At 67.3% G+C, this 15,873-nt stretch carries 15 protein-coding genes; 6 read left to right on the forward strand and 9 right to left on the reverse strand.

What is annotated here, in order from left to right; translation table 11 throughout:
- On the reverse strand, positions 1-221 hold a 221-nt coding region (locus QSJ19_RS20155), incomplete at its 3' end, for an MlaD family protein (RefSeq protein ID WP_286322783.1).
- Between the two features lie 264 nt (positions 222-485).
- Here QSJ19_RS20155 and QSJ19_RS20160 point away from each other — a divergent pair.
- Both QSJ19_RS20160 and QSJ19_RS20165 read left to right on the forward strand, forming a co-directional pair.
- On the forward strand, positions 486-776 hold the full coding sequence (locus QSJ19_RS20160; RefSeq protein WP_286322784.1) for a hypothetical protein: 291 nt from the start codon (positions 486-488) through the stop codon (positions 774-776).
- 79 nt (positions 777-855) lie between these two features.
- The gene (locus QSJ19_RS20165; RefSeq protein ID WP_286322785.1) at positions 856-1,143 is read left to right on the forward strand and encodes a hypothetical protein; all 288 of its coding nucleotides are present in this window, start codon (positions 856-858) and stop codon (positions 1,141-1,143) included.
- 111 nt (positions 1,144-1,254) lie between these two features.
- Here QSJ19_RS20165 and QSJ19_RS20170 read toward each other — a convergent pair whose 3' ends face one another.
- Positions 1,255-4,209: a UPF0182 family protein gene (locus QSJ19_RS20170; protein WP_502876290.1), complete on the reverse strand. Its 2,955-nt coding sequence runs from the start codon at positions 4,207-4,209 to the stop codon at positions 1,255-1,257.
- 328 nt (positions 4,210-4,537) lie between these two features.
- On the opposite strand from QSJ19_RS20170, the gene QSJ19_RS20175 reads away from it, so the two are divergent.
- Positions 4,538-5,182, forward strand: coding sequence for a PPA1309 family protein (locus QSJ19_RS20175; RefSeq protein ID WP_286322787.1), 645 nt, complete (start codon positions 4,538-4,540; stop codon positions 5,180-5,182).
- Positions 5,183-5,205: 23 nt separating this feature from the next.
- On the opposite strand, the gene QSJ19_RS20180 is transcribed toward QSJ19_RS20175, so the two are convergent.
- Complete coding sequence (locus QSJ19_RS20180) at positions 5,206-6,246, reverse strand: YlbL family protein (RefSeq protein WP_286322788.1); 1,041 nt, start codon at positions 6,244-6,246, stop codon at positions 5,206-5,208.
- 145 nt (positions 6,247-6,391) lie between these two features.
- Between QSJ19_RS20180 and QSJ19_RS20185 the strand changes: the two genes are divergently transcribed.
- The 3 genes from QSJ19_RS20185 to QSJ19_RS20195 all read left to right on the forward strand — a co-directional run bounded on the left by QSJ19_RS20185 (position 6,392) and on the right by QSJ19_RS20195 (position 10,352).
- Entirely contained in the window at positions 6,392-7,951 is a 1,560-nt protein-coding gene (locus QSJ19_RS20185; RefSeq protein WP_286322789.1) for a zinc-dependent metalloprotease, read from the forward strand.
- A gap of 79 nt (positions 7,952-8,030) precedes the next feature.
- A complete protein-coding gene (locus QSJ19_RS20190) occupies positions 8,031-8,975 on the forward strand; it encodes a hypothetical protein (protein WP_286322790.1) in 945 nt (314 codons plus the stop codon).
- 60 nt (positions 8,976-9,035) lie between these two features.
- Positions 9,036-10,352: an ABC1 kinase family protein gene (locus tag QSJ19_RS20195; RefSeq protein ID WP_286322791.1), complete on the forward strand. Its 1,317-nt coding sequence runs from the start codon at positions 9,036-9,038 to the stop codon at positions 10,350-10,352.
- A gap of 155 nt (positions 10,353-10,507) precedes the next feature.
- Here QSJ19_RS20195 and QSJ19_RS20200 read toward each other — a convergent pair whose 3' ends face one another.
- The 6 genes from QSJ19_RS20200 to QSJ19_RS20225 form a co-directional block, all read right to left on the reverse strand.
- Positions 10,508-10,798, reverse strand: coding sequence for a WhiB family transcriptional regulator (locus QSJ19_RS20200; protein WP_286322792.1), 291 nt, complete (start codon positions 10,796-10,798; stop codon positions 10,508-10,510).
- Between the two features lie 163 nt (positions 10,799-10,961).
- A complete protein-coding gene (locus tag QSJ19_RS20205; protein WP_286322793.1) occupies positions 10,962-11,198 on the reverse strand; it encodes a hypothetical protein in 237 nt (78 codons plus the stop codon).
- Between the two features lie 115 nt (positions 11,199-11,313).
- On the reverse strand, positions 11,314-13,359 hold the full coding sequence (locus QSJ19_RS20210; RefSeq protein WP_286322794.1) for an ATP-dependent helicase: 2,046 nt from the start codon (positions 13,357-13,359) through the stop codon (positions 11,314-11,316).
- 95 nt (positions 13,360-13,454) lie between these two features.
- Positions 13,455-13,739 carry a mycoredoxin gene (locus QSJ19_RS20215; RefSeq protein ID WP_286322795.1) on the reverse strand — a complete coding sequence of 95 codons (285 nt, stop codon included), beginning with the start codon at positions 13,737-13,739 and terminating at the stop codon, positions 13,455-13,457.
- Between the two features lie 105 nt (positions 13,740-13,844).
- On the reverse strand, positions 13,845-14,780 hold the full coding sequence (gene nudC, locus QSJ19_RS20220; protein ID WP_286322796.1) for an NAD(+) diphosphatase: 936 nt from the start codon (positions 14,778-14,780) through the stop codon (positions 13,845-13,847).
- Complete coding sequence (locus tag QSJ19_RS20225) at positions 14,780-15,850, reverse strand: potassium channel family protein (protein WP_286322797.1); 1,071 nt, start codon at positions 15,848-15,850, stop codon at positions 14,780-14,782. The genes nudC and QSJ19_RS20225 overlap by 1 nt, the downstream gene beginning before the upstream one ends.
- Between the last annotated feature and the right edge of the window lie 23 nt (positions 15,851-15,873).

A 15,873-nucleotide genomic window follows, 5' to 3' on the forward strand; every position in this document is an offset into this window, starting at 1 on the left:
ATCAACGCACCCACCCGACCCACCGGCACACCCTGATACGTCACCTCCGCATTCGTGAAGATCCCCCCAGAATCCTTCATCGACGCGGTCACGGTGTAGATCCCGATCCCCACGGCCCGCTCGATGTGCACGTAGCGGTACCCGGCATAGGCGGTCGCCAGCAGACCGAGCACGACGACCAGCGCGATCTGAATCCGCGCCAACCGAGACAGTGGAGGCATCCGACGACCGCCCTTCCCCGACGACCAACGGCGCCCCTCGGCGCCGACGTCACCTTACTGGCGGGTCAGTCCCACCGACAGCGGATCGTGGCACAACCGGTGCACACCCTCCCGACATGATCGCCGTCACCTTACGCCGCCGTGCGCCGGGGCGAGGGGAAGCGACCGTCGACCCAGCCGCGCGGGGGCCAAAGCCCCTGGTCGGTGAGTAATCGGCGGCGCATCGTGAAGAGGAGGACACATCGATCCGAGGAGGAATCACCGATGACCAGCATCACCCCACGACCCGTAGGCGATCACGGCGACCGCCACCCGATGAGCATCGTCGCCTACCTGCTCGTCCTGTTCATCATCCCGTCTCTCGGACTGGCGGTGGCCTTCTTCGCGCAGGGGCAAGCGTCCGCAGCCGGCGGCGCGGCGATCGCCGGCGTGCTGTCTCTTCTCGGAGCGGCGGCGATCTACTCGACCATGGCACGTCGTCTCGACCACAGCCCGCTCATCCCGGACTCGTCGAGCGCAGAGAAGGCACGTTACCTGGTCGAATACCGACACTGAACGACTCCGCATATGGAACGCTCTGTGATCCATATCACAGGAGCGTATCCTGTCGATACGCCTAGCGAAGGAGGAGACGATGGCTGCTCATCACCTACCCCATCACGAGAGCCACGGAAACCACCCGATGAGCGTGATCGGATACCTACTGGTCCTCGGCGGGTTCGCCTGCGCCGCGTTGTGGCTGGTGTCGATGGCCGGCGGCAATGTCGCACCAGCGATCGTGTTCGGCCTGCTCATGATCGGAGCGTTCACCGGCGCCGTCTCGATCTTCCTGTCGCTGGTGCATCGTCATCATCACAGTCCGGTCCTACCCGACAACACCGAGTCCGAACTCGGTCGGTACATGCGGCGTTACCGCGACTGACCTCGATCTCGCGCGGCGTGACCGTGCCAGCGCAATCGACCGCACCGACGAAAGCCGGGGCGTACCAGGTGATCCTGGTACGCCCCGGCTCGTCGTTGACGCTGAGGAGAATCAGTTGCCCGCGGGCAACTGCTCGTACGCCACCACCGCCTTGTTCAGCCGGTCGAGCGCCTCACCGTAGGCCTTGAAATCGCCTTTGCTCTGGGCATCCTTCAACGCGCCCAGCGCATCTCCGATCGCGGTCACCGCGGCGTCGCGTTCCGCCGACGGCGGGCCGGTGTTCGGCGGCGGTACCGCCGCCTGCTGATCGCCGTTGCTGTCGGTGCCGCCCTGATCGCCGCCACCGAGATCGGGCACCGCCGCCGCCTGGCCCGGATCGATGCCGACCTGCTGCAGGGCACCAGCCGTCGTCGGTGCGTAACCGACCCGACCCTCGTAGCGGGTGATGACGCGGAACAGTCTCGGGAACGTGGCCTCACGCCCCTGGGCCTGCGCGTACATCGGCACCACGTAGAGAATGCCGTTGTCGCCCACCGGAAGCGTCAGCAGATTGCCGAACGTGACGTCGGCAGTGTTCTCCAGACTCTTACGGCTGTCGGCCACCCGACTGTCGGTCTGCATCGGGTTGAACGCCTGCTTCGGTCCGTCGCGCTGGGTGTTGGGCGACAGTTCCTTGATGGTGATCTGCCCGTAGCTGCCCGGATCGCTCGAGACGGTCATGTAGGCCGACAGGATCGGACGGTTCAGGCGCGTCATCACCGACGTCAACTGGAACGCCGACTTGCCGTCGCGTGGGCTCGACGCGACGAAGTAGTACGGCGGCTGGTCGAGCCCACGCGCCTCGGCGTCCGGGGTGGTCGGATCCGCGGGAACCGACCAGAAGTCGTTGGCCTGGAAGAAGGTCTGCGGGTTCGTCACGTGGTACCGCGTCAACAGACTCCGCTGGATCTTGAACAGATCTTCGGGATAACGGACGTGATCGAGCAGGTCCTTCTTCTTGTCCAGTTCGGCACGCGACTGGACGGTTCCGGGGAACACCTTCATCCAGGTCTTGAGAACCGGATCATTCGAATCGAACTGATACAGCGTGACCTTGCCGGTGTACGCGTCGACGGTGGCCTTCACCGAGTTGCGGACGTAGGACACCTGACGGTTGATCTGGGTCCGCCCGGTCTGGCCCTGGTTGAGCTCCTGGGCGTCCTCCGTCGCCGCCTGCAACGACGTGCGCTGGGCGTACGGGTAGTTGTCCAGAGTCGTGTAACCGTCGACGATCCACTTGATCGAACCGTCGGCCATCACGGCCGGATACGTCTTGGAGTCGACCGTCAGCCAGGGCGCGACCTGCTTCACCCGGTCCCGCGGATCACGGTTGTAGATGATTTTCGAGTTGTTGTTGATCTCGCCGGACAGCAGCAGGTTGCGCTCGGTGTACTTGACTGAATACAGCAGCCGGTTGAACCAATTACCCAGCGAGACACCGGAATCACCCGCATAGGTGTACTTGGATTCGGCGGTGTCGTACTCACGCGGCTGGCCGTCGGACGACCCGACGATCGCATAGTCGGGGTCGACCTGGGCGATCAGCTCACCGAAGTAGATGCGCGGCTGGGTCACCTTGATCGGCGCGTTCGCCTTGTAGTCCGGGCTGCCGACGTTGCTGAGATCGCTGACGAAGAAGAACGGTTCGCCACCGCCGTCGACGTTGTTGGAGTCGTCGGAGACGGCCTCGTTGACCCGGTTGGCCGGGGCGGCGACGAATCCGTTTCCGTGCGTGTAGACGAGATGCTTGTTCAGCCAGTTCTGCTGCTGCGGCGAATAGCGGCTCGGATCGAGTTCGCGCACCGCGACCACGAAGTCCCGCAGCTGATCGTCGATCCGGTAACGATCGAGCGCCAACTGGGCCGGGAACCCGTAGAAGTTCTGCCGCTGCTGCAGCTGGGTGAAGGCCGGCGACACGATGTTCGGGTCGAGGATGCGCAGATTCGACAGCGTCGGCTCGTCGGCGTTCACCGTCGATTGGGTCACCGGCTGCGAGGTCCAGTCCCGTTGCGTCGTCACACGGTCGTTGCCGATGCCGTAGGCCTGCTCGGTGGCCGTGATGTTGCGGGATATGTATTCCGCTTCCTTCTGCGCCGCGTTCGGCTTCACCGAGAACTGCTCCATCGCCAGCGGCCAGCCGACACCGATCACCAGGGCCGACAGCAACATCAGGGCGGTCGCGAGTGCGGGCACGCGCAGGTCACGCAGCACCACACCCGCGAAGAACGCGAGCGCACAGATGATCGCGATCGACATCAGGATCAGCTTCGACGGCAGGACCGCGTTGATGTCGGTGTAGCTCGCGCCGGTGAAGATCTCCTGCTTTCGCTGGCTCGACAGCAACGCATACCGGTCGAACCAGTACGCCACCGCCTTCAGCAGCAGGAAGGTTCCGGCCAGCGCCGCGAGTTGGACGCGTGCAGCGGTCGAGATCGATGGACGGTTCCCACCGCCACCGAGGCGGATCCCGCCGAACAGGTAGTGCGTCACCAGGTTTGCCAGGAACGCGACCACGACCACCACGAACAACAGGTTGAGCACGAGTCGGTAGAACGGCAGATCGAATGCGTAGAAACTCATGTCGAGGCCGAACTGCGGGTCGGTGGTGCCGAACGTCTCCCCGTGCAGGAAGGTCTGCACGGTCGCCCAGGAACCCTGGGTGACCAGACCGGCGAGGAGTCCGACGAGCACGCTGGGCACGATCGCGAACCAACGCGTCCGACCCATCACGGTCGCCCGGTACCGGGCCAGCGGATCGTTGGGGCCGGTGGCCGGGACGAAGACCGGGCGCGTGCGATAGGCCATCGCGATGGCGCCGAAGACGAGCAGCCCGACGATCACCAGGGTCACCAGGAACAGGAGCACGCGCGTCCAGACGATCGTCGAGAACACCCGCGTGTATCCGACGTCGGAGAACCACAACCAGTCGGTCGCCAGTCCGACCAACCGTGGTCCCACCAACAGCAGTACCAGGATGGCCACGCCGATCCCGATGGCGATCTTGCTCCTGCGCGACAATGTCGGCATGCCCGCCGGCCCGCGTACGCCCACCTGACCCACTCTCCAAAGTTCTCATTCCGGGCATCGGCCCGACCCGGACTGCACCATGTCGGGTTTGTGCACCCAACTGTACTGGCCCGCCCGACGGTCGGCTCCGCGCCGGTGCCGCCGCCGTGACGACCCCTACTGTATGGCGCACTCACCAGAGGTGGCGTCGTGTCGAATGGGCACGTCCGAGTGTCGAATGGGCAACGTCCGACCCATGCACCGAGTTCCTGCGACGCCGGGTTCGGTGATGCAGCGTTTCGGTGATGCAGCGTTTCGGTGATGCGGGAGAACTGTGCAAGATGGAGCCGTGACCGATCAGCCCACCTCCCCGAGCGGCCCCGGCGGACTCTCCCCCGACGCCCTGGGTTCGGCATTGCGCGACATCGTCGAATTCGTCGACGCCGCCGGATGGGGCCGACCGCCCACACTGTTCGCGCTCGTCCCGACCGCGGTCCTGGCCGCGAGTCGACCCGAGTTGGTCGACGACGACGACGATTCCGAACTCAGTCCGGTCGTCCAGGACACGGTGGAGGTGACCGGTACTGGCCCGGAGACGGGCGCGGCGATCGAGCGTCTCCTCGCGACCACCGCGTGGCCGCCGATGGTCGTGGGTGCGGCCCTCGTACAGGAGATCCTCGTGCTGCCGCCGGAAGCGGAGTCCGACCTCGACACGGCATTCGACACCTTGCTGGGAACCCCGGACGACCCGGAAGCGGCAGACGCGGCAGCACGGGAGACCGCCCGATCACATCCCGGCCGGCGTGCGGCGCGCCTGGTCGTCGGGGCGCTGCGCGGGGGGCAGTCGCTGAGCCTGATGCAGCTGCGTCCCGCGCCCGGAGAGGAACCCGCGACCGATCCGTCGGGTCGCGTGGAGTTGCTCACCCACGCCGACCTCGCACCCGAACTGCGTGCGGCCGTGGCGCAGACGCTCGCGGCACACCCCGAGGACTGACGGCGACCCGCGCCGACAACACCTCAGCAGTGTGGCGCGGACTTCCCGTCACCGATCGCATCGAGCGAGTCGACGGCGCCCTGCAGGTTGTCGACCTTGACCAGGGTGAGTCCGTCCGGCGCATCCGAGGCGGCCTCGGCGCAGTTGGCCTGCGGCACCAGGAACACCGTCGCCCCGGCATCGCGGGCCGCCCGAGTCTTGTGGGTGATGCCGCCGATCGGTCCGACCGTGCCGTTCTCGTCGATGGTGCCCGTCCCCGCGATGAACTTGCCGTGGGTGAGCTCGCCCGGGCTGAGCCGGTCGATCACGGCCAGGGTGAGCATCATCCCGGCCGACGGACCGCCGATGTCACCGACGTTGTACGAGATCTTCAGTGCGGGATCGGCATTGACGACCTCGGGGGTCACCCCGAGATAGCCGACCTTCGGGTCGTCGGGCCGCGCCGCGAGGGTGACCGTCACGGTCTGCCGGACACCGCCGCGGTCGATCTCGATCGGCAGAGCAGTGCCAGGTGCGTTGCGTTTGACCGCGGCCTGCATCTCCGACGACGTCGACACCGGGGTTCCGCCGACCGAGATCACCTGGTCGCCCGGTTTCAGCACCTCGGTCGCCGGGCCGTTCCCGGCGACCGTCGCGACACCGAGTTCAGTGGGCCGATCGAGATAGCGCAGCGCCGCGATGGTCGCACTGTCCTCCGAACCGGTCATGTCCTGCTGGTTCTGCTCGCGCACCTGGTCCGGAGTGGAGTCCGGCGGGAACAGGCGGTCCCGCGGCTCGAGGGTGTATGTCCCCGACATCCACATCCCCAGCGCCTGGAACAGCGACATCCCGTCGGTCACCGAGACCGTTGTCAGGTTCAGGTTCCCCGTCGTCGGATCGGTCGGGACGCCGGAGATGTCGACGACCTCCTTGTCGTCGACACTGCCCAGCGTGTTGACCGTCGGGCCCGGCCCGAGCGCCACGAACGGGACCTGGACGGTGGTACCGACGAACAGCAGGGCCACGAAGACGAGCACGGTGACGACGACGGTCGCCAACCGGCGATGCCCGGGCTGCAAGCTCATTCCGCTCAGGGTAATGGACCTCCTCGACCGGATCGCGCGGGCCGGGTTGCTCGGCCCAGCAGTCTGCGGAGACCGTTGAGCCTCCTACGCTCAAGGCGAACGCGGGAAGACGGACCGGGCGAAATCGTGGCGGTACCGTGGAGCCATGAATGATCTGCCCTTCGGATTCTCCCCCTCCGGTGACGACGACGACCGCCGTCGCGGCGACAAGAGCGGCAAGAACGGTCCGGACTCCGGCTCCGGAGACGGCGGCGACGCGTCGTCGGGCGGTGGGGTGCCCGGCGGCGGGCAGAACCCGTTCGGTTTCGCGATGGGCGGCGAGGGTGGATTCGACCCGGGATCGTTCGACTCCTCTCAGCTCGGCCAGATGTTCTCGCAACTCGGCAACATGTTCAGCGGGATGGGTGCGGGCATGTCCTCCGGGTCCGGCGGCGGGCCGGTCAATTATCAGGTGGCGACCAATCTCGCCCGCCAGCAGATCGGGAACTTCACCCCGGTGCTGGACAAGGAGACGCAGGCAGTCGTCGATGCGGTCCGGCTGGCCGAGGTGTGGATCGACGACGTGACGACTTTCCCCAGCGGGATCAGCCGCTCGGTTGCGTGGACGCCCGTGCAGTGGCTCGAGGAGTCGATGCCGACGTGGAAACGGCTGTGCGATCCGGTCGCCACGCAGCTGTCGCGCACGTGGGAGCAGAACCTACCACCGGAGGCGGCGCAGTTCGCGGGCCCGATGATGGGCATGCTCACCCAGATGAGCGGCATGGCGTTCGGCACACAGCTCGGGCAGGGACTCGGACAACTCGCCAAGGAGGTGCTCACCTCCACCGACATCGGGTTGCCGCTGGCGCCGGAGGGGGTCGCGGTGCTGCTGCCGGAGGCGATCGCCACCTTCGCCGACGGCCTCGAGCAGCCGGCGCAGGAGATCATCGTCTTCCTCGCTGCCCGCGAGGCCGCCCATGTCCGCTTGTTCACCCATGTCGGATGGCTGCGACAGCGTCTGCTGTCCACGGTCGAGGAGTACGCACGCGGGATCAGCGTCGACTTCAGCGGCATCGCCGACCTCACGTCCGGGGTGGATCCGCAGGAACTGCTCTCGAATCCGTCGAAGCTCGAGGAACTCATCGGGTCGTCGGCGTCCTTCGAGCCGACGACGACGACGGAACAGAAGGCGGCACTGGCACGTCTGGAGACAATGCTGGCCCTCATCGAGGGCTGGGTCGAGCAGGTCGTGTCGAAGGCCCTCGACGACCGGATTCCCAGCTCGGTCGCGCTGACCGAGACGATGCGCCGCCGGCGCGCGTCGGGCGGTCCCGCGGAGCAGACCTTCGCCACCCTGGTCGGCATGGAACTGCGCCCCCGCAAGGTACGCGAGGCGTCGGCTCTGTGGCGAGATCTGTTGGTGGCGAGCGACATCACCACGCGCGACGGCGTGTGGGCCCATCCGGATCTGATGCCCGACGCCGACGACCTCGACCATCCGGCCGCCTTCATCGACGGTGTCATCGGCGGGGGCGCCAGCACTTTCGACGACCCGATCGCCCAACTCGAGCAGACCATGGCTGCCGAGCTGGCCGAGCGGTCGAAGGACGCACCCGACGACGCCGGCACGGGCAGTGCTGGTGACGGTGGCACCGATGAGAGTGGCTCCGATCAGAGTGGCTCCGACGACCAGGATCCGCCGCGAGGCACGGCGTCTTCCTCCTGATCATCCCCACCGTCCACGAGCCTGTGGACAACCCCCGCGCAGCCCGTTCCGGCGGTCCGGCGGATGGCAGAGTGACGCCATGGCAGATGTCAGCCGGCGTACGACCGAGGTCACCGGGGCACGCTCCCCGGACGATGCCTCCTCGGAGCTCCCGATCGTGTTGCCGCTCGTGCGTTCCGGGACGCCGGTGCTCGTCCGCCCGGGCAACCGAGTGCACGTCGGGAGCGATCCGCGACGCAGCCTCATCCTGGAGCTGACACCGCCGGTCACCGCCACCGATGTGGCGGGTCTGCTGCGGGATCTCACCCGCCCGCGATCGCGGGGAGAGATGGTGCGTCGCGCGCGGTCAATAGGTCTGACACCTCTGGATCTGACCGGAATCGTCGGACAGCTCGTGGCCGCCGGTCACGCGGTGCCGACCGACTTCGGCCGGTCCTCGTCCGCACTGCGGATCCGGCTGCACGGTCGAGGACCTCTCGGCGACCTGCTCGCGACGTCGCTGAGTGAGGTCGGAATGGCCCCTCGCCGCTCGAACCGGCGACCCACGTCGTCGGGCACCGTGGGCGGATGGGACGCCAACCTGGTCGTGCTCACCGACTACCTCGTCCACGATCCGGCGATCATCAACGCGCTCAACGTAGCCCGTGTCCCCCATCTGCCGGTGCGGGTCCGCGACGGCGTCGGTGTGATCGGCCCGCTGGTACTGCCCGGCCTCTCCAGCTGCTTACGATGCGCCGATCATCACCGCACGACCCTCGAACCGGACTGGCCGCTGCTGGCCGCCCAGATGGTGGCGCACGCCGGCTATGCGAGCGCCGCCACCATCCGCGGCACCGCCGCACTCGCCCACGAGCAGATCGAACAGCTCGCGACCGCTCTGTGGTCCGGTTCCGCCGCGGCGCCGACGCCACAGCTGTTCAACCGCGCCTTGGAGTTCCACACGGGTCCGACACGCCTGGAGTTGGTCGAGTGGTTGCCGCATCCGCTGTGCGATTGTCACCCTGCCTCGGCACATGCCGGTTGACCGGACGCCTCGAGGATCATCGTCGTCCGGTCCTCTATCCTGAGGCGGGGAAAGGACGCTATGAGCGACATCACTCGGGGGCAGGGTCGACGCAATGCGAAACTCGCGTCGCTGCCCATCGGTATGGCCGGACGCGCGGCGGCCGGCCTCGGCAAACGCATGGTCGGCAGGGACAAGGACGAGGTCCAGCAGGAGATGCTGGAGCGGGCTGCCGAACAACTGTTCTCCGTTCTCGGCGAGCTCAAGGGCGGAGCCATGAAGGTCGGCCAGGCCATGTCGATCATGGAGGCCGCGATCCCGGACGAGTTCGGTGAACCGTTCCGCGAAGCTCTGACGAAGCTGCAGGCCGAGGCACCGCCGATGCCGGCGGCGAAGGTCCACAAGGTGCTCGATCAGCAGCTCGGCACCAAGTGGCGGGAGCGATTCCGCGAATTCTCCGACGAGCCGGCGGCATCGGCGAGCATCGGCCAGGTCCACAAGGCCGTCTGGTCCGACGGCCGTGAGGTCGCGGTGAAGGTGCAGTATCCCGGCGCCGACCACGCACTCAAGGCGGATCTGAAGACGCTGTCGCGGATGTCGGGGCTGCTGCAGAAGCTGTCGCCGGGGACCGACGTCAAGGCGATGATGGACGAACTCATCGACCGCACCGAGGCCGAACTCGACTATCTCGGCGAAGCCGACAACCAGCGCGCGTTCGCGAAGGCCTTCGACGGCGACCCCGATTTCGTGGTGCCCAAGGTCGTCGCCAGCGCACCCAAGGTCGTCGTCTCCGAATGGCTCGTCGGCACCCCGCTGTCGCGGATCATCACCGCCGGAGATCAGGCCACCCGCGACGACGCGGCCGCGAAGATGGCGACGTTCGAGGTGAGTTCACCGTTCCGGGTGGGCCTGCTGCACGGGGACCCGCATCCGGGCAACTTCTTCCTGACCGACGACGGACGGTTCGGTGTCCTCGACTTCGGCGCTGTCGGCCACTACCCCAACGGGTTGCCGACCGAGACCGGACCGATCCTGCGACTCGCGCGCGACAAGCGCTACGAGGAACTCAAGGAACTGATGGTGCAGGCCGACTTCATCCGTCGGTCCCATGCCGACCGGGTCAGCGCCGACGACATCGAGGCCTACCTGAAGCCGTACGTCGATCCGCTGTACGCGGAGTCGTTCCACTTCACCCGCAAGTGGATGCAACGTGCCGCAGGGAAGGCGACAGATGTGCGCGGCGACGTCTACAAGACATCGCGAAACCTCAATGTGCCCAAGAACTATGTGATGGTGTTCCGGGTGCTGGCGGGATGCGTGGGCATTGCGTCACAGCTCGAGGCCAATGCGCCGTACCGGTCGATCATGGAGAGATGGGTGCCCGGGCTCGCGGATTGAATGCCGCGAGTTGGCCCTTCGTGACGCTCGCAGGCTCGCTCCTCAGGGACCAACGTGACGCCCGCTCCTCAGGGACCAGGTGATCCCTGAGGAGCGAAGCGTCACGAAGGGTCCGCCGACGACGTGAGCCGCCCGTCGACGACACCCGGCGTCGTTCACGCGGCGTTCTTCCGCGGCCGACCACGCGGACGCTTCCGCGCGATCACGGCACCGCGTTCGAGGATCTCGCCGCCCCAGACCCCCCAGGGCTCGGAACGCTCGAGTGCGGCCTGCAGGCAGGCCTCGCGGAGAGGACACTCGGCGCACATGGCCTTGGCCCGCTCCAGGTCTCGGGGGTCCTCGGCGAACCACAGGTCGGCGTCGGCCACCTGGCAGGGCAGGTCCAGACGCTCGACCGACACGCGGTCCGCCGAAAGACAGGATTCGAGAACGCATTCGACAGTCATTCTGCTCTCCACATCTGCTCGTGTTGGGTGTTGCACCCGAGTCCCGATGTGGAATGTCGACCTCGATGCTCATCGGCGGATGAGGATCGGCGAGGGCATTCACAACAAGGGCCACGGGTTCGCCTCTGCGATTCGCCCGTGGCCCGAAATGGTGCGGAGTCAGCTACTCCACAGACTTCAGTATCTGCACGGGGAACCGCTGCGTCGCTCGCGCTGCGGCGGCTTCGGCGCCGGCGGGTGCTGTCGCTACCAGCTCGGCTGGCGGATGGATGGCCACCGGATGCGCAGGGGTCGCGTCGACCCAGAAGCGGTCGCGACGGGACAAGGCATCGATGACGTCAGCCATGCACGGCTTGGCCACAGGCAAGCTGACGCCGGCCTGGATGTTGATTCCGTTCACTGATCCGCTCCTTTCTGTGCTCGCTGGCTTCCACATTGAGGGGCCTGTCCGGACAAACAGGTACCACCCCGTGCTGACGAATCCAGAGTAGGGGGCGGGGCAGGAATCGCACAACCTATTTTTGACCTGCACTTTTGACGAGATCGAGCAACTGGCCACCGAACTCGTCGAGCTTCACCGGCCCGATACCGGGAATGGCGGCGAGGGACACGACGTCGGCCGGGCGCTGCTCGGCGATCGCCTCGAGCATCGCGTCGGTCAGGACCGCTCGCTCCCCGACCCCGCGTCGGCGTGCCTGATCCTCTCGCCATCCGCGTAGCGAGTCCAGCAGTGCGGGGTCGCGGTCCTCGATGCGGCAGCTCGCGCATCGACCGCGGACGCGTGACTCCGGGTTCACCAGTTCCGCGCCGCACACGCTGCACCGGCCGCTGCGTCGGGGATCGAGATCGATGCCGTCGAGAAAGCGCGTGCGTCGCCTGGTGGCGCGGCCGGCGCCGGCCCGCGACAGGCTCCACGACAGGTACAGGTGTTCGCGCGCGCGGGTGATCCCGACGTAGAACAGTCTGCGTTCCTCGTCGACGGCGTCGTCTCCGCGCTCGACCGCCTGGGTGATCGGGACCGACCCCTCGGTCAGCCCGACGAGGAAGACGGCGTCCCACTCGAGCCCCTTCGCGGCGTGCAGAGAGGCGAGGGTGACTCCACTGTGTCCCGGTGTGTGCCGTTCCTCGGACCGCATGGTGAGCTCGGTGACGAGACGTTGCGGGGACATCCCCGGCTCCTCGGCGATCAGGTCCTCGACGACGGACATCAACGCGCGCAACGATTCCCATCGAGTCTTCGCGTGCGGTCCCGCAGGTTCGTCGTCGGACAGGCCGAGCGGGGTGAGGACGGCGCGCACGAGCCTGATGGTCGGGAGATCTGCCGGCAGGTCGTCCCGGTGGGCGGCAGCGGTGAGTTTGCGCATCGCCTGCACGATCTCGGTCCGGGTGAAGAACGCCTCCGAGCCGCGCACCTGATACGGGATGCCGGCGTCGGTGAGGGCTTCCTCGAAGCGTTCCGACTGTGCGTTCACGCGATACAGCACGGCGATCTCCGCGGGTGCCGTGCCGGCGTTGATCAGGTGCTTGATCTGCGCCGCCACTCCGTTCGCCTCACGCATGTCGTCGGCGAACTCCGCCGGTTTGGGGACCGGACCACGCGGCCGCTGGCCGATGAGTTCGAGACGGGTGCCCGGGGATCGTTCGGTCGCGGCACCGATGACCTGATTGGCCAACGACACCACCTCCGGCGTCGAGCGGTAGTCGCGCTCCAGACGCACCAGGGTCGCGTCAGGATACCGCCGGGTGAAGTCCAGGAGATGGTGAGCGGTGGCCCCGGCGAACGAGTAGATGGTCTGGTTCGCGTCGCCGACGACGGTCAGGTTGTCCCGCTCCCCCAGCCAGACATCGAGCAGCGCCTGCTGTGCGGGCGTGATGTCCTGATATTCATCGACGACGAAACACCGGTAGCGCGAACGGAAGTCGGTCGCGGCCTCCCGTTCACGCAACACCTGTGCGGCGAAGATGATGAGGTCGTCGAAGTCGAGCAGGAGGTGGGCACCACGATGTTTCGCCTGCTCGTACGCGGCGAAGACATCGGCCACCACCTCGGGGGTGAAGGCGATGTCGCGCCCGGCCGCGGGTGCGCGCACCGCGTACTGGTCCGGGGTGATCAACGAGCCTTTGGCCCATTCGATCTCCGACATGAGGTCGCGCAACGACTCGCTGGTCGTGGTGAGCCCGACCTCGCGGGCGGCGTGCGCGGCCACCGGGAGCTTGTGGTCGAGCAGTTCCCAGGTGAGACCACGGGGCCAGAAGTACCTGAGCTGCCGCATCGCGGCAGCGTGAAAGGTTTGGGCCTGCACCGAGTTTCCCGGTCCGGCGATTCCCAACGATCGCAGGCGCGAACGCAGTTCGCCGGCGGCGCGGGTGGTGAAGGTCACCGCGAGGACATGACTCGGATTGACCTGCCCGCTGTCGATCAGGTGCGCTATCCGGCGGGTGATCGTGCGGGTCTTGCCGGTCCCGGCACCCGCGAGCACGCACACGGGACCGCGGGGAGCCAGGACCGCTCGCTGCTGCTCGGGGTCGAGACCGTCGAGTATGCGCTGGGGTTCGGGCACTGGTTCACTATGCCACCCGGCGCCGACACCCCCGGCCGCCGACGGCGCCGGTCACAGACCGCGTCCTGCGGCGCCGGCACACATGCACTTCTCGCTCAGATGCCGAGCTTCGTCTTCACCTCGGCGATGGACGGGTTGGTCGCCGTCGTGCCGTCGGCGTAGAGGACGGTCGGGACGACGTGATTGCCACCGTTGACGCTGCCGACGAACTCCGCGGCGTCCGGGTTGAGCTCGATGTCGACTTCCTGCCAGGTCAGACCCAGGCTCTTGAGGCCCGTCTTCAGCCGTGCGCAGTAGCCGCACCAGCTGGTCGTGTACATGGTCAGTTCTCCGGTGTCGGAGACACGGGCCGAGGCGTCGTCGTCGATCACATTGCTCATGCCTCCATAACAGCACGGATCGCGCGACTGTTCCCGCCGGACATCCGCTGCGCCCGTGACTGGAGGTCTGCCGACTCGGCGGGCCGAGGCTCAGTGGGCGGGGGCTCAGCGATCGGAGTAGGCCCAGGAGGTGATCAGCGAACGCGCGATCGAGATCGACCCGGGCAGGCGGAGGTGTCGCTCGTCGGTGCCGGTACCCACCGCACCGTCGGCGCGGACCCAGTCGCCGCCCTCCGCGAGGGCCTCGATGACTTCCGCGCGATCGAACCAGGCGGCGTCACCGATCTCACCGTCGAGGAACGCCAACGGCTCGTCGGGATCGCCGATCGCGGCGAAGCCGAGCATCAGCGACCGCGGGAACGGCCACGGCTGGCTTCCGAGGTAGCGGGGTTCGCGGACCGTGATGCCCACCTCTTCATGGACTTCCCGGAGCACGCACTGCTCCAGCGACTCACCCGGTTCGACGAAGCCGGCGAGGGTCGAGTACCAGCCGTCGGGCCACACCGTCTGCCGCCCCAGCAGCACACGGTCGGCGCCGTCGTGCACGACGGTGATGATCGCGGGATCGGTCCGTGGGAACTCGTCCACACCCGACTCCACGTGCCGCCGGACCCAGCCACCGCGCGCCGGTGCCGTCACCGACCCGTCGACAGGCGAGAAACGGGCTGTTGCATGCCAATTCAGGATTCCGAGCGCGGTGGCGAGGAGGCCGGCCTCGTCGGCGTCGAGGCCGTGGGCGCCCCGGCGCGGGTCGTCGGTGGGACCGTCGATGTGGTCGACGCGGCGCGTCCACAGATCGCCGCCGGCGGAGTCGAGGCCCAGGAAGACCGCGTCGGCGGGCGGTTCGGCGCCCAGGTGCGTCGCATCGAGCCAGTGCAGGCCGCCGTCGGCGACCGGATATCGACCGTTCCCGTCGACCAGCAGTACCCGTGCGGTCGCCCACCCCGACAGCATGCGGTCGGGATCGTCGCGGATCTCGTCGGCCCGGTCGAAGGTGGCGCGCGAGAGCATCGGCGGCTGATCGAGGGAGAACATCGTCATCAGTCCTGACCGCCCTTGCGCACGTAGAGCAATCGGTCGCCGACCTCGATCTGTTCGACCTCGCTGTCGTCGACACGATGCAGGACACCGTTGCGCACCACCCCGAGCACGATGTCGCGGGTGTGTGACGGCGAGCCGCCGGTCTCGGTCGGGTCGACCTCACGTTCGGCGATCGCGTATCCAGCGTCCGGGGTGAGGAGATCCTCGATGACCTCGACCACCGACGGCGTCATGGTGGCGATACCGAGGAGCCGGCCCGCGGTCTCCGAGGAGACGACGACGGAGTTCGCCCCCGACTGCCGCATGAGGTGGGTGTTCTCCGATTCCCGGATGGACGCGACGATCTTCGCTCGGGGATTGAGTTCGCGGGCGGTCAGTGTCGCCAGCACGGCGGTGTCGTCGCGGTTGGCCGCGACGACGATGCTCGCCGCGTGCGCCACGCCGGCGAGCCGCAGCACGTCGGACTTGGTCGCGTCGCCGCGGACGGTGACGAGGCCCTCGGCGGCCGCGGCCTCCAGCACGTCCGGATCGGCATCGACGACGACGATCTCGGCGGGCTTGATGCCGTCACCGATCATGGCGTCGACCGCGGTCCGGCCCTTGGTACCGAAACCGATGACGACGGTGTGATTGCGCACGTTGTTCCTCCACCGCTGGATCTTGAGAGCCTGCCGGGACCGCTCGGTCAGCACCTCCAGTGTGGTGCCGATCAGGACGATCAGGAACAGCACACGAAGCGGGGTGATGATGAGCAGGTTGATCAGCCGGGCGGACGGGGTCAGTGGCGTGATGTCGCCGTAACCGGTGGTCGACAGGGTGACTGCCGAGTAGTACATCGCGTCGAGAAACGACAGCGGGCTGTCCTGCACGTCCCGGTAGCCGTCGCGATCCAGATAGACGATGACCGCTGTTGCGAACAGGGCCACGACGGCGAACACGACCCGCTTGCCGATCGCGCGACCCGGACTCTGCTGCAGCTCGGGGATTCGGACGACGCCGACCAGCGCGTAGTCGGGCCGGTCGGCCAGTTCCTCACCGCGCAGACGACGACGAAAGCCACGCTTGGCCATCAGCATCCCGCCCGACGTTGCTT

Origin of the sequence: Gordonia sp. ABSL11-1 (genome assembly GCF_030315685.1) — a bacterium.
GTDB lineage: Bacteria > Actinomycetota > Actinomycetes > Mycobacteriales > Mycobacteriaceae > Gordonia.

Excerpts from the sequence above, each read along its gene's own strand:
- QSJ19_RS20165 (WP_286322785.1), top strand. The coding sequence starts at position 856 with ATGGCTGCTCATCACCTACCCCATCACGAGAGCCACGGAAACCACCCG.
- QSJ19_RS20160 (WP_286322784.1), top strand. The coding sequence starts at position 486 with ATGACCAGCATCACCCCACGACCCGTAGGCGATCACGGCGACCGCCAC.
- QSJ19_RS20215 (WP_286322795.1), bottom strand. The coding sequence starts at position 13,739 with ATGAGCAATGTGATCGACGACGACGCCTCGGCCCGTGTCTCCGACACC.
- QSJ19_RS20225 (WP_286322797.1), bottom strand. The coding sequence starts at position 15,850 with ATGGCCAAGCGTGGCTTTCGTCGTCGTCTGCGCGGTGAGGAACTGGCC.
- QSJ19_RS20190 (WP_286322790.1), top strand. The coding sequence starts at position 8,031 with ATGGCAGATGTCAGCCGGCGTACGACCGAGGTCACCGGGGCACGCTCC.
- QSJ19_RS20185 (WP_286322789.1), top strand. The coding sequence starts at position 6,392 with ATGAATGATCTGCCCTTCGGATTCTCCCCCTCCGGTGACGACGACGAC.
- QSJ19_RS20180 (WP_286322788.1), bottom strand. The coding sequence starts at position 6,246 with ATGAGCTTGCAGCCCGGGCATCGCCGGTTGGCGACCGTCGTCGTCACC.
- nudC (WP_286322796.1), bottom strand. The coding sequence starts at position 14,780 with ATGACGATGTTCTCCCTCGATCAGCCGCCGATGCTCTCGCGCGCCACC.
- QSJ19_RS20200 (WP_286322792.1), bottom strand. The coding sequence starts at position 10,798 with ATGACTGTCGAATGCGTTCTCGAATCCTGTCTTTCGGCGGACCGCGTG.
- QSJ19_RS20195 (WP_286322791.1), top strand. The coding sequence starts at position 9,036 with ATGAGCGACATCACTCGGGGGCAGGGTCGACGCAATGCGAAACTCGCG.
- QSJ19_RS20170 (WP_502876290.1), bottom strand. The coding sequence starts at position 4,209 with ATGCCGACATTGTCGCGCAGGAGCAAGATCGCCATCGGGATCGGCGTG.